Here is a 17,810-nt window from a genome sequence, read left to right as displayed (position 1 = left end):
GCTACTTTTGCAAAAATAATGTACCGTTCGTTTATCTTTGCTCTGCAAGCCTTCATTAATAAAAACAATTAGCCTTGTGCTGCGTTGGCACCTGCCACAATTTCCGTAATCTCCTGCGTAATCGCCGCTTGACGGGCACGGTTATAGGTCAATGACAATTCGTTAATCATTTTGGATGCATTTTTGGTTGCATTACCCATCGCCGTCATTTTCGCGCCTAGCTCACTCGCCTTACCGTTCAAAAGCGCACCATAGATCAGCGTCTCCGCGTAACGCGGAAGCAAAACCTCCAGTACAGCCTCAGCAGACGGCTCGTATTCGTAGCTTGCCGTTGGTCCTTCCGCAACAGTTACCTCAGGTGTTTCCATCGGAAGAAGTTTTTCTACCGTAGGAATCTGGGTCAACGCATTCACAAAGCGGTTATAACAAATGTACAATTCATCAAATTCAGCCAGTTCAAACCCATGAACAGCCTCGTGTGCGATGGATTTGATATCTGCAAATGAAGGCGAATCCGACAGATCCGTTGTTGTGGATGCCATCGCCATTTCACGACGTCTGAAGTAATCGCGTCCTTTACGTCCAATGACGAACAATTCGTAGTCATCCTGAGAGTTGTGGCGTTCCTTGAGCGTCTGATTCACCTGACGCAGAACGTTCGCATTGTAGCCACCTGCAAGCCCACGGTCCGATGTGATAATCAGATAAGCTGTCCTTTTGACTGGACGGCTCTCCAGCATCGGATGCTGGATTCCTTGCGTGCTCGATGCAATACTAGCTACAACTTCTTTCAGCTTCTCCGAATACGGACGGGCTGCTTCCGCTTTTTCCTGCGCTTTACGCAGTTTTGCAGCAGCTACCATCTCCATTGCTTTGGTGATCTGCTTGGTGCTTTGTACGCTTTTAATTTGCCGCTTAATTTCGCGCATGCCTTTTGCCATGATTTCACCACCTTAAAGTTTTGACAAAGTCAAAACTACATCGTAAGCACAACCCTACTTTGGCAAAGCCAAAGTTACTTCGTAAGCATCACCACTAGTTTTGACAGAGTCAAAACTACATCGTAAGCATCATCTTTTTTGACAGAGTCAAAGTATTACATGCAGACATGCGGAATCGGTTAGACAACTCCGCACCTGCAGTCATTTATTTAGACAGAGACGGCAAAGCTCTTTCTGAACTTCTCAATTGCACCTTTCAGCGCGTTTTCGTTGTCTGCAGTCAGTTCTTTAGTGTCACGGATGGACCCAAGAATTTCCGGATGGCTGCTCTCCATGAACGCAAGGAACTCACCTTCGAAACGAGTCACATCACCTGTAGGAATTTCATCCAGGAATCCTTTAACGGCTGTGTACAAGCTGACCACCTGTTGTTCTACAGCCAGAGGCTGGTTCACACCTTGCTTCAGGATTTCCATCATACGTGCACCACGATTCAAGCGGGCCTGAGTCGCTTTATCCAGATCGGAACCGAACTGGGAGAACGCTTGAAGCTCACGATATTGAGCGAGGTCCAGACGCAGGGAACCTGCAACCTTTTTCATCGCTTTGATCTGAGCAGAACCACCGACACGAGATACGGAAATACCTACGTTGATTGCCGGGCGTTGTCCAGCATTGAACAAGTCAGCTTCCAGGAAGATTTGTCCGTCCGTGATGGAGATTACGTTCGTTGGAATGTATGCTGATACGTCGGAGGCTTGTGTTTCAATGAACGGCAGTGCGGTTAAAGAACCACCACCCAGCTCATCATTCAGCTTCGCGGCACGCTCCAGCAAACGGGAGTGCAGGTAGAAGACGTCACCCGGATAAGCCTCACGGCCTGGTGGACGACGAAGCAACAAAGAAAGCTCACGATATGCAGAGGCTTGTTTGGTCAAGTCATCATAGATAACCAGAACGTGCTCGCCTTTGTACATGAAGTACTCACCCATCGAACAACCGGAATACGGTGCGATGTAGAGAAGTGGTGATGGATCGGAAGCAGCTGCAGTTACAACGATCGTGTACTCCATTGCGCCTTTACGACGAAGAGTTTCCACAACTTGAGCAACTGTAGATTGTTTCTGACCAATAGCCACATAGATACATTTCATGCCGCTACCTTTTTGGTTCAGGATCGCATCAATCGCGATGGATGTTTTACCCGTTTGACGGTCACCAATGATCAACTCACGTTGTCCACGACCGATTGGTACCATTGCATCAATGGCTTTGATCCCTGTTTGCATCGGCTCATGAACGGATTTACGATCCATTACGCCTGGTGCTTTACCTTCAACCGGACGGAATTCCGTTGTAGCGATTGGCCCTTTGCCATCCACTGGAATACCGAGTGGGTTCACAACGCGTCCAATCAATGCTTCGCCTACAGGCACTTGCATGATTTGGCCAGTACGCTTTACTTGGTCGCCTTCACGAATATCATAGTAAGGTCCCAGGATAACGACACCGACATTGCTTTCTTCCACGTTCATGGCGAGTCCCATAACACCGCTTGGGAATTCAACCAACTCGTTGGACATGACGTTCTCAAGTCCGTAAACACGAGCGATACCATCACCAACCTCGATAACCGTCCCAACTTCGACTACATCGATATCGGTCTTGTATTGTTCGATTTGGCTCTTAATTAATGTACTGATTTCTTCTGGCTTGATACTCAAGTGTCCTCACCCCAATCTACTGTACTCGTCTGTTAAAAGACTGCTCAAGACGTTCAAGCTTGCCAGCCAAGCTGCCGTCATAGATCGTATCGCCAATGGCGACTTTCAATCCGCCCAGCAGAGTCGGATCAACAATATTCTCGATACGAATCTTTTTATTCACACGGCCACCGAATTCACGAGCAACCGCTGCTTTTTCTTCATCATTCAATGCATAAGTCGAGTAAACACGCGCGTCAGCGATGCCGAGCGACTCACCTTGGATCTTCCGATAATCATTCAGCAAATCTTCCAGCAATTCAACGCGTCCGCGCTCAATCAACAACAAGACTGTACGAAGGACCGGCACGGATACCTTACCATCAAGACTTGAATGAAGCACGTTCTGCTTGGCTTCATCAGAGATATTGGGAGATACGATAAACTTCTCGATATCAGCATCTCCTGTCAATGCACTGACTACCACAGCCAGTTCCTGCTCAACTTCAAGCACCTGCTGTTGCTGTAGAGCAACTTCGAACAATGCTTTCGCATAACGCTTGGCAACAATCGTATCGCGGCTCATTGTCGGCCTCCTACCTCATTGAGGTATTGGTTCACAAGTTCCTCTTGTGCAGGACCGTTCTCAACTTCTTTTTTGATCAATCTGGATGCAATCTGAACGGAAGCTGTACCCAGTTCGCTGCGAAGCGCTGCGACTGCTTTGTTCTTCTCGCTCTCGATTTCGCGTACTGCATCGTCCTTCAGACGGTTAGCTTCCGCTTTCGCATCAGCCATAATCGATTCAGCCTGTTTGCCACCTGTTTGTTTGGACTGTTCAATGATGTCGTAAGCATCTTTGCGTGCTTGCTCCAGCGCTTGTTTTTGTTCCTCCACATAGGCAATGGCCTGATCCCGAGTCTGAGCAGCATCATTCATCTGCGTCATCACAAGTTCACGGCGTTTTTCCATAATCGAGAACAAAGGACCGAAAGCATAGCGGCTAAGCAGCCAATATAAAATTACAAATGCAATCATCGCAAGAAGCGTATTTTCCCATATGAAATTCAATCTGTTCACTCCTTCCTGGAGGTATCCTTGAAACGTTCATCCGTTAGTACGGACATTACCTAAAAAGAAGGCGCGGATGGCTATGGCCTTCCCCGCCAAACCTTTAAAATTTAATTAAGCCATACCGTAGAACATGAACGCGAGTACGACACCAATGATCGGCAATACCTCGATCAAACCTACACCGATAAACATGGTTGTTTGAAGAGTGGATTTTGCTTCCGGTTGACGGGCAATACCTTCCACCGTTTTGCTGATTACCATACCGTTACCAATACCTGCGCCAAACGCGCCCAGTCCTGCAACAATTGCTGCTGCGATTAATGCCATTGCTCCCATTTGTATATCCTCCTTAAAATGATAAATCGAATTTTTTATTGTTCAGCCTGGTGAAGAAATCTTCGTAGGGCTTGAAACTTAATGCTCGTCGTGCGTCTCGATGCTCTGTGAAATGTACACCATCATCAAGATAACAAACACAAATGCCTGGATCGCGCCGATAAAGATACTAAAGCCTTGCCACACCATAAGTAGCGGAATCGCTGCAATAGCACCAAACACTTTGAATGTGGTCAGTTTCAGGATCGTTGCGATCAGTACCTCACCTGCAAAGATATTCGCGAATAAACGCATACCGTGTGTCAACAGCTTGGATGCCGTCTCAATCAAGTTGATTGGCAAGAACAAGGCGAATGGCTTGAAGTAATGCTGGAGATACCCTTTGGTGTTACGGAACAATCCAAGTCCATGAGATACAAGGAACGCTACAAGAGCAAGTCCCATCGTTACAGACAAGTCGGCTGTTGGTGATTTCCACCAGGCCAGTTCAACGTGCGGGTGTGCTTCAGGGTCCTTGGCATGCGCTTTTTCAAACGCCTCCACCGCTGTAACAATCGGCTTACCGAATACCTGTGCCTGATTAACATCTGTTACCTCAGATACAGCCACGAGCGGAAGGCCGAGCATGTTCCCTACAAAAATGAACATAATCATGGAAAGAGCGAGAGAGATAAAATGTTTACCTTTCTTCATATCCATTGTACTGGAAATCAGATTGCGGACGAATTCTACTGCCCACTCCATAAAATTTTGCAGCTTGCCGGGATTTTCAACGGATAATCTCCGTGTTGCCAGTACAGCAAAAATAAAAACAATTGCACCTGTAACTACTAGCATCAACAGAACCGATAGATCCAGTCGAAATCCGCCAAGCATAATAATTGGAGCTTCATGCATATTTTTCTCACCCCTTTCTCGACTTGAAAGCTGCAGCCCTTAACATCATTCTGCTCTGCGGGAATAGACAATCCCTATAATCAATAAGGAATATTGTGCAATGACGAGACCGCCTGCAACCGCATATGTATTGAAGTACTGCGGAAAGCGCATCGATATGAATATACCGAGCACAGCGAATGCCGCTCTTGTCAAAAATCCCAAGTTGACACGCTTCAAGTTACCTTCTGCCGCATCATCAGACATTTTCCTTACTTTGTAGCCCAGGTAAAATGCATTGATCCAGCTAACTCCTGTACCCAGGGCCAGTCCCAAAGCAATTGTCTCCACACGTGGCATAAAGGCCGCTGCGAGAAAACAAATCATAAGAAAGTACATGACGAAAACAGTCATCGATCTGCGGTATCTGGTTAGTTCACTCATCACTTTCCCCCATGATTTTTTTCGCGATAAAGTAGATGCTTACACCGCCTGCCGCAAGAAAAAAGAGAACGCTTACGGCGATCCATATTCCGTTACCTCCGATGGTCTTGTCCAACCAGGAGCCAGCGTAATATCCGGCAACAGCGAGAATGGCAATCTCGATCCCAAAAGCTGTCACGAGTCCCATCGCTTTCCATACATTATCGTCATGGTTACGGGATGAATTTGGTTTGTTCGAATCGGCCATTTTACACGCCACCCTTGCAATCCCAGTTAATTTTACTGAATGATGAGAGCCTTTGTCAATTGAATGATTTTAGCGTTTTAAAGGGGGAAACGACGGGAATATGGACCCTCAAAGCCCATAAACCCACGTAAACCGTACAGTTTAACTGTATGCTATGCCCTTTATAAATCCGCCAAAAAAAAATGTATTACTTTTTGAATTTTCTGTGAAATGATTCCGGACGCTCACTATTTACACCAAAATGATGCAAAATCGCATTGACAATTCTTTCCGAAGCATGTCCATCACCGTATGGATTGGCAGCCTGGCTCATGCTTGCATACAGGGTTTTGTCTGTAAGCAGAGCTTTGGTCCGTTCATACACACGTTCCTCTTCGGTACCTACCAATTCCAGCGTTCCGGCTTCAATACCTTCCGGGCGTTCTGTTGTATCGCGCAATACGAGCACAGGCACACCAAACGAAGGCGCTTCTTCCTGCAAACCGCCTGAATCGGTCAAAATCAAGTGAGTGTGCGGGTAAAAGTTATGCAAATCCACCACGTCTAGTGGATCAATTAATTGAATACGGGGATGATTCCCCAAGATCGCGTGAGCCGGCTCCTTCACAGCAGGACTTGGATGCACCGGGTACACGATGGCAATATCTTCGAATTCGTCGGCAATCCGTTTGACGGCCTGGAAAATGTTGCGGTGAGGCTCGCCTTGAGATTCACGGCGATGAGCTGTCATCAGCACAAGGCGTTTGCCTTGGGCCCAATCAAGTACCGGGTGTGTGTAGTCCTCCCGTACTGTATATTGAAACACATCTGTTACCGTGTTGCCTGTGACGTACGTACTAGACTCTGATTTATTTTCTTTGGCAAGATTGGAAGAAGACCAATCCGTAGGCGCAAAGTGTAGATCAGCCAGTACTCCCGTCAGCTGACGATTCATCTCTTCTGGATATGGAGACAACTTGTTCCACGTACGCAGCCCCGCTTCCACATGCCCTACCTGAATCTGTTGCAGGAATGCTGCATAGCTCGCTACAAAGGTAGTCAATGTATCCCCGTGAACCAGTACAATATCCGGCTTAGCTTCGGCTAACACCGGATCCAGACCACCAAGCACACGAATTGTAATTTCATTCAATGTCTGACGGTCTTTCATCACATCCAGATCGTAATCGGGATGAATGTCGAAAACTTCAAGTACCTGATCCAACATCTGGCGATGCTGCGCAGTTACGCAAACAATAGATTCAATAGACTCAGGGTGTTTCTGCAATTCCAAAATAAGCGGAGCCATCTTGATGGCTTCCGGACGCACCCCGAAGATCGTCATGACTTTAATTTTGTTGGACATTCGAGCAAAGCCCCTTTTCTACTCCGCATGCAATATGCTTATTTAGTGCCGTATAGACGGTCTCCTGCATCTCCAAGCCCTGGAACGATATAACCATGATCATCCAGACGGTCGTCCAATGCTGCTACATAGATATCCACATCGGGATGTGCATCCTGCACAGCTTTTACGCCTTCCGGCGCTGCAACCAGGTTCATCATCTTGATTTGGGTACAACCACGTTTTTTGAGCACGTCAATAGCTGCAATTGCCGAACCACCCGTTGCCAGCATCGGATCAATTACAATCAATTGACGCTCTGTTACGTCTGTAGGCAGTTTGGTGTAGTATTCTACCGGTTGCAGTGTTTCTGGGTCACGGAACAGACCAACATGTCCAACTTTTGCCGCTGGCAACAATTTCACAACGCCATCCAGCATTCCGAGTCCTGCGCGCAGAATCGGCACCAGTCCGAGCATACGTCCAGAGATGACTTTACCTTGAGTTGCAGCTACAGGTGTCTGTACATCAATCGTTTCCAGTTCAACATCTCTTGTAATCTCATAAGCCATCAACGTTGCCACTTCATCCACCAATTCACGAAAATCTTTCGTATTCGTACGCATGTCGCGTATAAACGTCAGTTTGTGTTGAATCAAAGGGTGATCACATATTACTAATTTTCCCATCTAATTTGTCCCTCCGGTAAGTTCTTCATGTTCAGCATTTCCAAATATACCTAGCCACCATTCATGGGCTCGATAAATCCTGTATATTATATCATCACCAACAACGAATTACACCATCAAAGGGCACCCAATCATTACAGATTACCGAATCCTATAAAAAACAGGACCGGAAAATGATCCATCCGGTCCTGTTTTGCTCTTGCTGTTATGTCGTTGTGAAAATGAAAATGATGAATACAATGGCACTCCGCCTACAGAATGATCCTTCGATCGCTGTTATCCCCAGATTTTTTTATTCTCCTTTTAACAAGGGGAAAATCCGGGGATAAAGGCGAACGCTTCGCTTCTGCGGTCTCATTCTGTCTGCTTCGTTTTTTTGTATCCCATTTTAAAAACATCTCAAATACAAACAGCATGAGCAAAGTTTTTTAGTATTTAAGATCTGTATAGAGCGGGAATTGGTCTGTCAGTGCAGTCACTTCTGCACGGGCTTCATCCAGCTTCGCTGTATCTTTTGGATTTTTCAGCGTTTTAGCAATGATCTTACCGATCGCTACCATAGCTTCTTCGTTCATTCCACGGGAAGTTGCAGCAGGTGTACCAATTCGAATACCACTCGTTACAAACGGGCTTGTAGGGTCGAATGGAATTGCATTTTTGTTCACGGTAATACCGATGGAATCGAGCACATGCTCAGCTTCCTTACCTGTGATGTTCACACTGCGTGTGTCGATCAGCATCAAGTGGTTATCTGTACCACCGGATACGATGTTCAATCCTTCAGCGATCAGTGTTTCAGCCAGAACCTGTGCATTTTTCACGACATTCTGTGCATATGTTTTGAACGAAGGTTGCAAAGCTTCTCCGAATGCTACCGCTTTGGATGCAATCACGTGCATCAGAGGGCCACCTTGGGAACCAGGGAATACGGCTTTATCAATCGCTGCTGCCCATGCTTTGCGGCACAGAATCATACCACCACGAGGTCCACGCAGCGTTTTGTGTGTTGTTGTTGTTACGAAATGCGCATGTGGAACCGGGTTTGGATGCAAACCAGCAGCAACCAGTCCTGCGATGTGAGCCATATCCACCATGAACAAAGCGCCTACATCATTGGCGATGGAAGCCAGCTTTTCAAAATCAATGGTACGTGGATATGCACTTGCACCTGCAACGATCAGACGAGGACGGTGTTTGAAAGCCGCTTTGCGTACCTCATCATAATCAATCAGGAATGTATCTTCCTGTACGCCGTATGCTACAAAGTTGTACAGCAAACCGGATGCGTTAACCGGGCTACCGTGTGTGAGGTGTCCACCATGGGCAAGGTTCATACCGAGTACAGTATCACCAGGTTTCAACGCTGCAAGATAAACTGCCATGTTTGCTTGTGCACCGGAGTGAGGTTGAACATTCACGTGTTCTGCTCCGAACAATTCTTTGGCACGATCACGCGCGATGTCTTCAACGATGTCCACATGCTCACAACCGCCATAGTAACGTTTACCTGGATAGCCTTCAGCATACTTGTTGGTCAGAACAGATCCCATTGCTTCGATTACTGCTTCACTTACGATGTTCTCCGATGCAATCAGTTCGATGTTGTTCTGTTGACGTTTCAGTTCAAGATTCATCGCTTCCAGTACTGCCGGGTCATTCTTGCGCAATTGTTCCATGATTAAATTCCTCCCAGTTATAAGTGAAGTTATAAAGTGAAACTAATGTTTACACGAAAACGGCGAGCGCAACACCAATCTGAAGAAACGAAGTGGTCGCCTTTATCACCGGATTTCCCCTTTAAATAGGGAATTAAAAAATCTGGGGATAACAGCGATCGGAAGATGGTGATGCAATCAAAGTCAGGAGTGTAACCCAATTAGTTTCGCTTTATATGTTAGTCACAAAATGTCGAATCTGGTTGTTCTTCCATACGATACACCGCGCGTTCGCCGCCAATCAACTTCGGACGGGTCAACGCTGTGGTTACACGAGCATCTCCAACATAGCGGAGCGCTGTACGATAGGGTACGGCTACATGCCGGAGATGCATCCCTATCATCGTCTCCCCAATGTCCAGTCCCGCATGGGCCTGCACATGTTCAGCCAGGCATGGATCGGTCAGCGAACGATATGCTGCGGATGCCATTGAACCCCCGGCCTTGGGCACGGGTACTGCACCAACCTCGGTCAATCCAAGTCGAGTAAGCACAGAACGTTCCATTACCAGCGCACGGTTCAGATGCTCACAACATTGGAATACCGTGTCAAAACCGAATTCCTCCTGCACCTCGCGTATACCCGCAAGAAGCTGCTGCGCCACTTCAATGGCACCACTCGTACCAATCCGAGCGCCTGCGACTTCACTTGTGCTTGTACCGATCACAACGATCTGTCCAGGCCCAAGCTGTCCGGCAAGCGCCAGTTCATGCAGAATAGACGCTGTCTGTTCCTGCAATCCGGGTTGTTCCGAATTTAACTCTATAGACATCCTATCATCGCCTCCCGATAAAATCATGCCCGCTGTCTCTTGGCTGTCCTTCGTATTCTTGCACGGCATCTCAGGTACTATTATAGCGAATAATCAGATGAAAGACGAAAAAAAGAGCAGTCTGCGGGTAACGCAGAATTGCTCTTTTGCCCAGGCGACCGGCCGTTTGTTCCGGTGCTCCATCGTGGTTATGCCCACTTCGTCGCCAGTTACACCGGATCCCTGTTTTCCCCTTCATCATAAAACAACCCGCGGCTAAAATCAACGGTTAATTTACATCACATGTCCTATTTCTATAACCTGCCCCGCAGGATCAGAATTTTCCCAGCTTATCCAAAAGCCGATCCAGTGCCGTCCGAATCTCGGCCGCAGCTATATTGTAATCATCACGGCTGCCACCAAACGGATCAGAAATGTCGAAACTTGGAATCCGTTGTCTAATCTCGATGGCTCGCTCACGCTCCGATGCCAGGATCTCTTGCCCAAGGGCACGTTTCATCTCAAGCGTTGCAAACAGGCTGTCCAATTCCTGAACATCTCTTAATACCTGCTCGTCGTCCTCCACATACTCTTTCAACGTATAGGTTTTGTGGACTGAATCGGGAAAAACCTGCATGACATGCTGCTTATGACTCCGTGTTAATGTAAGAACCAGATCGGCCCAACCTACCAGGTTAGAGCTAAGCTGTGTGGAATGAGGTGGACCTTCAACGTTATGATCTCTCAAAACCGCTTCAGCATGTCGGGAGATCGGCATCCCCGACGTTGCTGCCACACCTGCGGAGCGAACCTCTACCTGAATGCCGCGCTCCGATGCCAGTTTTCGCAAAAGCCCCTCTGCCATGGGGCTGCGGCACGTATTTCCTGTACATACGAATAAAATATGTTTCATTGTGTTAGCCTCCCCATTTTACATATGATGCGAATGATATGATTCCTTAAGTTTTATTCTAAAATATAAACAAAAGTCCAAACGCAAGCAAGATTGCACCACCAATAGCTTCGCCGTAATCCCCGAGATTCTGGCTCACCCGACGGCCTAATAGCAGCCCCATAACCGACATCACCCCGCCACAAACGCCGAACGCAAGTACAGTTAAGATCAGATCACTGCTGAACATCCCCAGTGAAACACCCACAGAGAACGAGTCCACACTAACGCTGAGGGAGAACAAAACAACGCCGAGCAGGGAACGGTGGTCCACCAGCTTTGTATCTCCTTCACGGAATGCATTCAGAATCATATGAGCACCCAGCAGTACAAGCAATCCACCTGCCGCATATGTCGTAATGTCACCAAGCAGGGAGCTGACGTATTTTCCCATATACATGCCGATGAGCGGCATGATGATATGAAATAGCGCTGTTACAATACTGATTCGCAATACATCCCGCAGCCGAATGCCCTTCATGCCAATTCCGATTCCGAGTGAGAACGCATCGAGGCCAAGCGCAACAGCCATGATCAAAATGGTTACCAACTGCCCTACATGGGCAGACACATCCCACATCCCCATACCCCCAAGTCACGTAAAGGTTCTTGTACACGATATGCGGACAAGGACCTAAACATGACCGATGAAAGGCAAACAGCGACGGATCTCTGGTCAGATGCTGGCTCTATAGAATCTTGATTTTGTTTTGGAAAAAGTTAAGCAGCTCTCCTGACTGTATGATCAGGAGAGGTTAAGAGGGTTGCTGGTTGCCAACTTGTATGAGTTGGTTCCCCGCAGCCTTGAGCAGCCGATTCATGACGGCTGCTCCCAGCCCTTCGCGTGAGCAGGCTTCAGCCACAATATATGTGGCGCCTTGCTCATCGCAGCTGCGCAGCGCGGCGTATAGCCGGCGCGCTGCTTCTTCCAGCTCGCTGGCGTCGCCCAGCGAGAACACGGCATCGGCGCGGTACTGCTCCGCGTGCTCGGCGAACGCCAGCACAGCGGTGCGCTCTCCGCGCTGCGCCGCCTCTGCGAGGGCGGCGCTAATCCAGGCCGCCACCGCTGCGGGCGGCCCCTCCACCACGCACAGCGCCCCTGTGGGTGCGTAGTGCGTGTACTTCATGCCCGGCGAGCGCGGCGCCGGGTTGCCTACGCCATCGGCCCCCTCCGCGAGTAGCGCGGGGTCCGTGGCGACACGGGCGGCAACGGCGGACAGTTGTTCCGCCGTAATGCCGCCAGGGCGCAGGATGGTGACGGTACCGTCGTCACCGACCTGCACAACCGTGGACTCGACGCCCACCCCGGTGGGGCCGCCGTCCACGATGCCGCCGATGCGGCCATCCAGATCCTCGCGTACATGAGACGCGAGTGTCGGGCTTGGCCGCCCGGAGCGGTTGGCGCTTGGCGCAGCCACAGGGCATGCCGCCGCCGCGATCAACTGCAAGGCCACCGGGTGGTCCGGCATGCGCACGGCCACCGTGTCCAGACCGGCGGTGACACGCGGGGACACCGCCCCCGGCCTAACCGGCAGCACCAGCGTCAGTGGTCCCGGCCAGAAGGCCGCCATCAGCGCTTCGGCTGTCTCGTTCACTTCCGTGACCAGAGCACCCAACTGGTCACGGTGGGCGATATGCACAATCAGTGGATTGTCGGAAGGTCGGCCTTTGGCGACAAATACAGCCTCCACGGCTGCTGTGCTACGCGCATCGGCACCCAAGCCATAGACCGTCTCGGTCGGAAAGGCCACCGTCTGACCTTGACGAATGCAGGCTGCGGCAGCCTGCAAGTCGGCGAGCGCCTGTTGATCGGCGCTCCCCTTTTTCACATCCAACATTTTAATATTACCCAATCCGTGATCGTTCTCAGCGCTCACCAAGACGCGTACATCCCACATCTTGGTGACCATTTCTCCCGGAGCTTTCATATCACGTTCTTCTCTACCATCCCTCATCTCAGAGGTGTGTTGCAATGGTTCGTTTTCTCTGCTCATATATCATCATTCCTAAACTTCAAGTAGGTTAGTTCATATCCATATTCAATATAAGTAATTATAACATACCTGTCCCGCCACGGATGCCCTTCACACTTCACTCCACGCATGAGTCTCACTGTAACTTCGCCACCAATTCATATCAAAAGGGCAGCTTCCTGAATCGAAGTCGCCCTTATATATAGTATAATTAAGTTGTTATGCGAACAATCCAGTTACCCAACTCCACAGTTTCACAGCCATATCCCACAGAAAGAATCTCGCTTCCGGTGTATCTCCCTGCACAGATGCCTCTGCATCTCCTGGTTCAGCCGCTGCGGCTGATACCGTTGAAGATTTCGCCAGTGCATCCCCGGTCCCTGCATCAATGAAACACAGCGGCGGGAACAACACACACCACCAGTTCTGACCTTTGCCTTCGCCCAGCGTAATCCGAACCGCTTCATAATCTCCGGCAGGATAGACGGTACCCCCATATAGTTTGGTCGGGAACGGAACAGAACCCAGCTCCACCTGATATGCATAATGCAAGCCACGACTTGCCAGCTCTTCTCCTACTCTATTCTCAATCTCGGACAAATGCTCACGAATGACCTGGCGCGCTTCATCCAGACTTTGCGGATTCTCCAGTTCGGCTACCCACTCGCCCATCTGAGCAACGATAGCATCCCGAATCTCGCGTTTCACCAATTGATCACCCGGTGCATCTGAGTTTGCTAGAATACGCAAGCGAATCGATTGTTCAGGGATCGCTGTGGCCGCCACAGCTGCATCCGTTTTCTGACCTTCCCACATCATGATAATCATCATAAGACATACAATAATAAGTCCAATTTGCTTTACAATTCGTCTGCTCAATCCGTTCTCCCCCTCGGCTCTCTGATCACGCTACCTGCAACTCTCTCATGTCTATCAGTATGCCCGGCAGAGACGGAAGTAAACCTAGCATTTGTAATAAATCTACTAGAGGTTGTTCAAAAAGCCTCATCCCATCTTCTCGGTACTGAAAACCCAACTATTTGAACACGTACTACTAGAATGTGTGGTTAAACCCAGGCAAGTTATACGATGACAAAATGTCAGCGTCCAAAAAGCCTTGAAGACTGTACTGGCTGACCCTAGGCGAATGACTCTCGCGAGTGACCAGTCGATGTTCTAAAGAACCGAGGACGTCTTATTTGTCCTTCAGGCATTCTTTTGAAATTGTAAGGAACATGAGACACGTTATTCCCCAAAGTTATCTGATCAACACGCTACAAAAGGCTGTTTATGCTGATATAACGTGTCTCAGATTCCTTAGTTTTCTCCAGACACTTCAAATCCCCGAATAAGACGTGTGTGGTTCGTTAGCTCCTAGCACCACCTAACTCTTAACTCCTAACAGCTGGCACCTGAAGCTCCACACAATGCTCAACACTCTATTCCCAACTCTTTCAGGTGCGCCTCAGCCTACAGTTGGCTTGAAGACACCTATGCATTGCTTCTCTCATCTCTCATTCACACTTTCTCACCCATCATGTTAAAAAGGCTGATCCGCACCTGGTTACAGGGCAAATCAACCTCTTTATTCCTACGAACGATCACGTTATACGTCTCACCGCTTTACTTTTCACTATACCGACTCAACAGTTACACAGCACTTTTCTCTTTCTTGAGCATATTCCATAAACGTTCCGACAACCGGGGTTGCTGCTCTCCCATCAGAAGTTCATCCTCCTCTTCTTGCCCGTACAACTTAATGCTCATGACTACCCCAATACAAGCCATATTAATAAGCAAAGAGGTGCCGCCGTAACTGATGAACGGTAACGTAATACCTGTGAGTGGCATCAGTCCGAGGAACGCCCCCACGTTCTCAAACACCTGATACAATAACATTCCGATAATACCAACAATGATGACGGGTCCCGCGCGATCTCTGCAAGTCAGAGCAATCAGCACCATACGTTGAATCAGAATAAAGTACAACAGAATCAGTACGGATGCACCGACAAAGCCAAACTCCTCTGCGATCACGACAAAAATGGAATCAGAATACGTATAGGGGACTCGTCCACTCTGAACAGATGTTCCTTGCAAATAACCCTTGCCTATGATGCCCCCTGAACCGATGGCTAAACCTGCATTTTTCGTATGCCAGGAAGCTTTAGAGGTAGCCTTTTCCGGTACAAGCCAGGGATCAATTCGCTCCGCCCAATGCTCCCTTTTTATCTTTTCAAGAAAAGTGAATACTTCATCATGGTAGAAGGTGTAGGCTTTAACAAAGCCAAAAAACGCTACTCCCACAACCGTCAACGCAATCAATACGTGCTTCAGCCTCATATTTCCGATCCAGAATACCGCAGCCAGAATCACCACATACCCCAATGCATTTCCCAGATCATTCTGAGCCATAACAAGGGCAAACGGAATAAACGCCCAGCAGCCAATCGGCACAATATCTCTCCAAAATTTCAGCGTGCCTCGTTGTCTCTTCACAATTAAATGGGCGAGGAACAGAATCAGAATCATCTTGAACAGCTCTGCCGGTTGAAAAGAAAATTCCCCCAGCTTCAGCCAGCCGTTAGCATTATTGATCGAACTGCCCAGGACATTCGCAAGGATCAGTAGTATGATCCCCAAGCCATACAAATAAAACGCATATTTCACGTATAACTTGTAATTCACAAGCCCGATCACAAGCACCGCAATGAACCCGGCCACATAGAAATACATCGTTTTGACATGATGATTCGCCAGGTTGGCATCTGTCCGCGTTCCGCTATAAATCGCAAATACACTAATAATCATGAGCAACAGCATTACAAAAAAGATTACACCGTCCATCTTCTTCAGCATTCTAAACATGACTCCGTCCATCCCCCTGAAATCTAGCATTCTATGATTTCCAATTGAACTCAATATTACCATTGTATATAATTGGATAATAAATTGGAAATCCTAATCTCCACAGGAACAAACAAAACCCCGGAGCAGCTATCCCAATGTGACTGAGGTAGATCTGTTCCAGGGTTTAATAGTTATATCGTTATTTACGCTTACACGCATATATCTTACGTTCTGTTCACGAGAGTTATTGCTCTTGCTGGGACGGCTTCCGTCTGAACAACTTCATGACCATCTCCGTGATACTGAGTTGTTCTGAAGAACCCAGGATATCTTCATTTTCTTCCGTATGAACTTTAATACTCATGACAACACCCATACTGAGCATGTTGAGCACAAGAGAGGTACCGCCGAAACTGATAAATGGAAGTGTGATCCCTGTTAATGGCATCAGACCGATAAACGGACCAATATTAACAAAAATCTGATAGAGCAGCATCGAAATAATACCTACAATCAGGTACGGCCCAGCCCGATCTTTGCACTCCAGTGCGATCAACACCAGCCTGTGAATCAGAATAAAGTAAAGCAGTAACAATACCGAGGCTCCAACAAAACCGAATTCTTCACCAATCTGCACAAAGATGGAATCCGCGTATGCGAGCGGTACTCGATTGGACTGGATTGTCGTACCTTCGAGATACCCTTTACCACTGATTCCTCCGGAACCGATGGCTAACTTGGCATTATAGGTCTGCCACAATACATCTCTGGATGTCTGTTCTGGCACGAGCCAAGGGTCAAACCGCTCAGCCCAGTGAGCACGTCCAATATCTTTGAGGAACTTGGCAACTTCATCATGATAATGAATATAGGCCTGTGTTCCACCAATAAAGGCAGCGACAGCAATCACAAAACCAATCAGTGCATGGCTGAATTTCACATTACCAATCCACAATAGACCGACAAGAATGACTACATAACTGAGGGCGTTCCCCAAGTCATTTTGCAATAATACCAGCAACAAAGGAGGCAGAACACACAGTGCGATCGGAATAACATCCCGCCCGAAATATAAGGGTCTATTTTTCTTTTTGGCAAGCAGAGCAGACAGGAAAACGATTAAACACAGCTTAAATAATTCCGCAGGCTGCAAACTCAGGCCAAATATGGATAACCAGCCTTGGGCTCCATAATACGTAACACCGAAAAAGTTAACGATGACGAGTAGCAGTAGACCCACACCGTAGATATATAAATAGTTTTTAATAATCACTTTATAGTTAATCATGGACATTCCGAAGAATACGATGAAACCTATAATATAGAAAATCCCTGCCTTTTGGGGGTAGGATTCCCATCTCGGACGACCAAACGTTGTACTGTAAATCGACAAAATACTGATACCCATCAGAATAACGAGTATAAAGACAATAGAATAGTCTATTTTTTTAAATTTGTGCAGCATGTAATTATGTTCCCCCAAGCATTCAGAAATCTTCGGTATATCTCATTGTAGAGGATTTCACGGCAAAAAGAAAACCCGCGGAACCTTACATTTTCGTCACCTGTTCCGAAGTACGAACACCCAGGACATGCCGCTCGATTCCGGCAAGGTCCGGTACAATGATTATTTCCGGCCAATGTCCCGCCGTTTCAAGCAAAGCTGCGATGTCGCGAGCCTGCCCTTGGCCCAGCTCAAAACCAATGATCTGCGGCGGCGCAGGCAGCAGCGCCAACTGCTCCAGCATGATACGGTACGGTGCAAGCCCGTCCGGACCGCCGTCCAGTGCCATGCGCGGCTCATGATCGCGCACCTCTTGCTGTAACCCGGCGATATCCGCCGCCGGGATGTAGGGCGGGTTGGACACCAGGATGTCCACCCGAGCCCCGGCGAACGGGGCCAGCAGATCGCCTTCACGGAAGTCGATCTGTAC

General features: G+C 48.2%; 18 protein-coding genes, 1 pseudogene and 1 riboswitch. All 19 genes and pseudogenes read right to left on the bottom strand.

Features of this window, described 5'->3' with window-relative positions; all coding sequences use genetic code 11:
• Positions 1 to 68: 68 nt before the first annotated feature.
• On the bottom strand, positions 69 to 941 hold the full coding sequence (gene atpG, locus D829_RS0126460) for an ATP synthase F1 subunit gamma (RefSeq protein ID WP_017691938.1): 873 nt from the start codon (positions 939 to 941) through the stop codon (positions 69 to 71).
• A 209-nt stretch (positions 942 to 1,150) separates the two neighbouring features.
• On the bottom strand, positions 1,151 to 2,665 hold the full coding sequence (gene atpA / locus D829_RS0126455; RefSeq protein WP_017691937.1) for a F0F1 ATP synthase subunit alpha: 1,515 nt from the start codon (positions 2,663 to 2,665) through the stop codon (positions 1,151 to 1,153).
• Positions 2,666 to 2,681: 16 nt separating this feature from the next.
• Complete coding sequence (locus D829_RS0126450) at positions 2,682 to 3,230, bottom strand: F0F1 ATP synthase subunit delta (protein ID WP_017691936.1); 549 nt, start codon at positions 3,228 to 3,230, stop codon at positions 2,682 to 2,684.
• Complete coding sequence (gene atpF, locus D829_RS0126445) at positions 3,227 to 3,715, bottom strand: F0F1 ATP synthase subunit B (RefSeq protein ID WP_017691935.1); 489 nt, start codon at positions 3,713 to 3,715, stop codon at positions 3,227 to 3,229. The genes D829_RS0126450 and atpF overlap by 4 nt, the downstream gene beginning before the upstream one ends.
• 114 nt (positions 3,716 to 3,829) lie before the next feature.
• The gene (gene atpE / locus D829_RS0126440; RefSeq protein WP_017691934.1) at positions 3,830 to 4,054 is read right to left on the bottom strand and encodes a F0F1 ATP synthase subunit C; all 225 of its coding nucleotides are present in this window, start codon (positions 4,052 to 4,054) and stop codon (positions 3,830 to 3,832) included.
• Positions 4,055 to 4,132: 78 nt separating this feature from the next.
• Entirely contained in the window at positions 4,133 to 4,951 is an 819-nt protein-coding gene (gene atpB / locus D829_RS0126435) for a F0F1 ATP synthase subunit A (RefSeq protein WP_017691933.1), read from the bottom strand.
• A 45-nt stretch (positions 4,952 to 4,996) separates the two neighbouring features.
• Positions 4,997 to 5,374, bottom strand: coding sequence for an ATP synthase subunit I (locus D829_RS0126430; protein WP_017691932.1), 378 nt, complete (start codon positions 5,372 to 5,374; stop codon positions 4,997 to 4,999).
• Complete coding sequence (locus D829_RS0126425; RefSeq protein ID WP_017691931.1) at positions 5,367 to 5,621, bottom strand: AtpZ/AtpI family protein; 255 nt, start codon at positions 5,619 to 5,621, stop codon at positions 5,367 to 5,369. The genes D829_RS0126430 and D829_RS0126425 overlap by 8 nt, the downstream gene beginning before the upstream one ends.
• A 187-nt stretch (positions 5,622 to 5,808) precedes the next feature.
• Positions 5,809 to 6,966 (bottom strand): UDP-N-acetylglucosamine 2-epimerase (non-hydrolyzing), encoded by a 1,158-nt coding sequence (gene wecB / locus D829_RS0126420; protein ID WP_017691930.1) that lies wholly within the window; start codon positions 6,964 to 6,966, stop codon positions 5,809 to 5,811.
• Positions 6,967 to 7,004: 38 nt separating this feature from the next.
• Positions 7,005 to 7,634 (bottom strand): uracil phosphoribosyltransferase, encoded by a 630-nt coding sequence (gene upp / locus D829_RS0126415; RefSeq protein WP_017691929.1) that lies wholly within the window; start codon positions 7,632 to 7,634, stop codon positions 7,005 to 7,007.
• A gap of 428 nt (positions 7,635 to 8,062) precedes the next feature.
• A complete protein-coding gene (gene glyA, locus D829_RS0126410) occupies positions 8,063 to 9,310 on the bottom strand; it encodes a serine hydroxymethyltransferase (RefSeq protein WP_017691928.1) in 1,248 nt (415 codons plus the stop codon).
• Positions 9,311 to 9,528: 218 nt separating this feature from the next.
• Positions 9,529 to 10,122 carry a TIGR01440 family protein gene (locus tag D829_RS0126405; RefSeq protein ID WP_017691927.1) on the bottom strand — a complete coding sequence of 198 codons (594 nt, stop codon included), beginning with the start codon at positions 10,120 to 10,122 and terminating at the stop codon, positions 9,529 to 9,531.
• Between the two features lie 141 nt (positions 10,123 to 10,263).
• Positions 10,264 to 10,345, bottom strand: a riboswitch (ZMP/ZTP riboswitch).
• A 90-nt stretch (positions 10,346 to 10,435) separates the two neighbouring features.
• Positions 10,436 to 11,014: a low molecular weight protein arginine phosphatase gene (locus D829_RS0126400; RefSeq protein WP_017691926.1), complete on the bottom strand. Its 579-nt coding sequence runs from the start codon at positions 11,012 to 11,014 to the stop codon at positions 10,436 to 10,438.
• Between the two features lie 58 nt (positions 11,015 to 11,072).
• Complete coding sequence (locus tag D829_RS0126395) at positions 11,073 to 11,633, bottom strand: manganese efflux pump MntP family protein (protein WP_017691925.1); 561 nt, start codon at positions 11,631 to 11,633, stop codon at positions 11,073 to 11,075.
• A gap of 175 nt (positions 11,634 to 11,808) precedes the next feature.
• A complete protein-coding gene (locus D829_RS0126390) occupies positions 11,809 to 12,891 on the bottom strand; it encodes an L-threonylcarbamoyladenylate synthase (RefSeq protein ID WP_241230825.1) in 1,083 nt (360 codons plus the stop codon).
• 354 nt (positions 12,892 to 13,245) lie between these two features.
• The gene (gene spoIIR / locus D829_RS0126385) at positions 13,246 to 13,905 is read right to left on the bottom strand and encodes a stage II sporulation protein R (RefSeq protein WP_017691923.1); all 660 of its coding nucleotides are present in this window, start codon (positions 13,903 to 13,905) and stop codon (positions 13,246 to 13,248) included.
• A 771-nt stretch (positions 13,906 to 14,676) separates the two neighbouring features.
• Positions 14,677 to 15,894 (bottom strand): FtsW/RodA/SpoVE family cell cycle protein, encoded by a 1,218-nt coding sequence (locus tag D829_RS0126380; protein ID WP_017691922.1) that lies wholly within the window; start codon positions 15,892 to 15,894, stop codon positions 14,677 to 14,679.
• 226 nt (positions 15,895 to 16,120) lie between these two features.
• The gene (locus D829_RS0126375; RefSeq protein ID WP_017691921.1) at positions 16,121 to 17,341 is read right to left on the bottom strand and encodes an FtsW/RodA/SpoVE family cell cycle protein; all 1,221 of its coding nucleotides are present in this window, start codon (positions 17,339 to 17,341) and stop codon (positions 16,121 to 16,123) included.
• An 85-nt stretch (positions 17,342 to 17,426) separates the two neighbouring features.
• A pseudogene (locus D829_RS0126370) lies at positions 17,427 to 17,810 on the bottom strand (protein-(glutamine-N5) methyltransferase, release factor-specific); the annotation flags it as partial.

It is taken from the genome of Paenibacillus sp. PAMC 26794 (genome assembly GCF_000316035.1).
Classification (GTDB): Bacteria; Bacillota; Bacilli; order Paenibacillales; family Paenibacillaceae; genus Paenibacillus.
The sequence above is the reverse complement of the archived record's forward strand: the minus strand, read 5'-3'. Positions and strand labels throughout refer to the sequence as shown.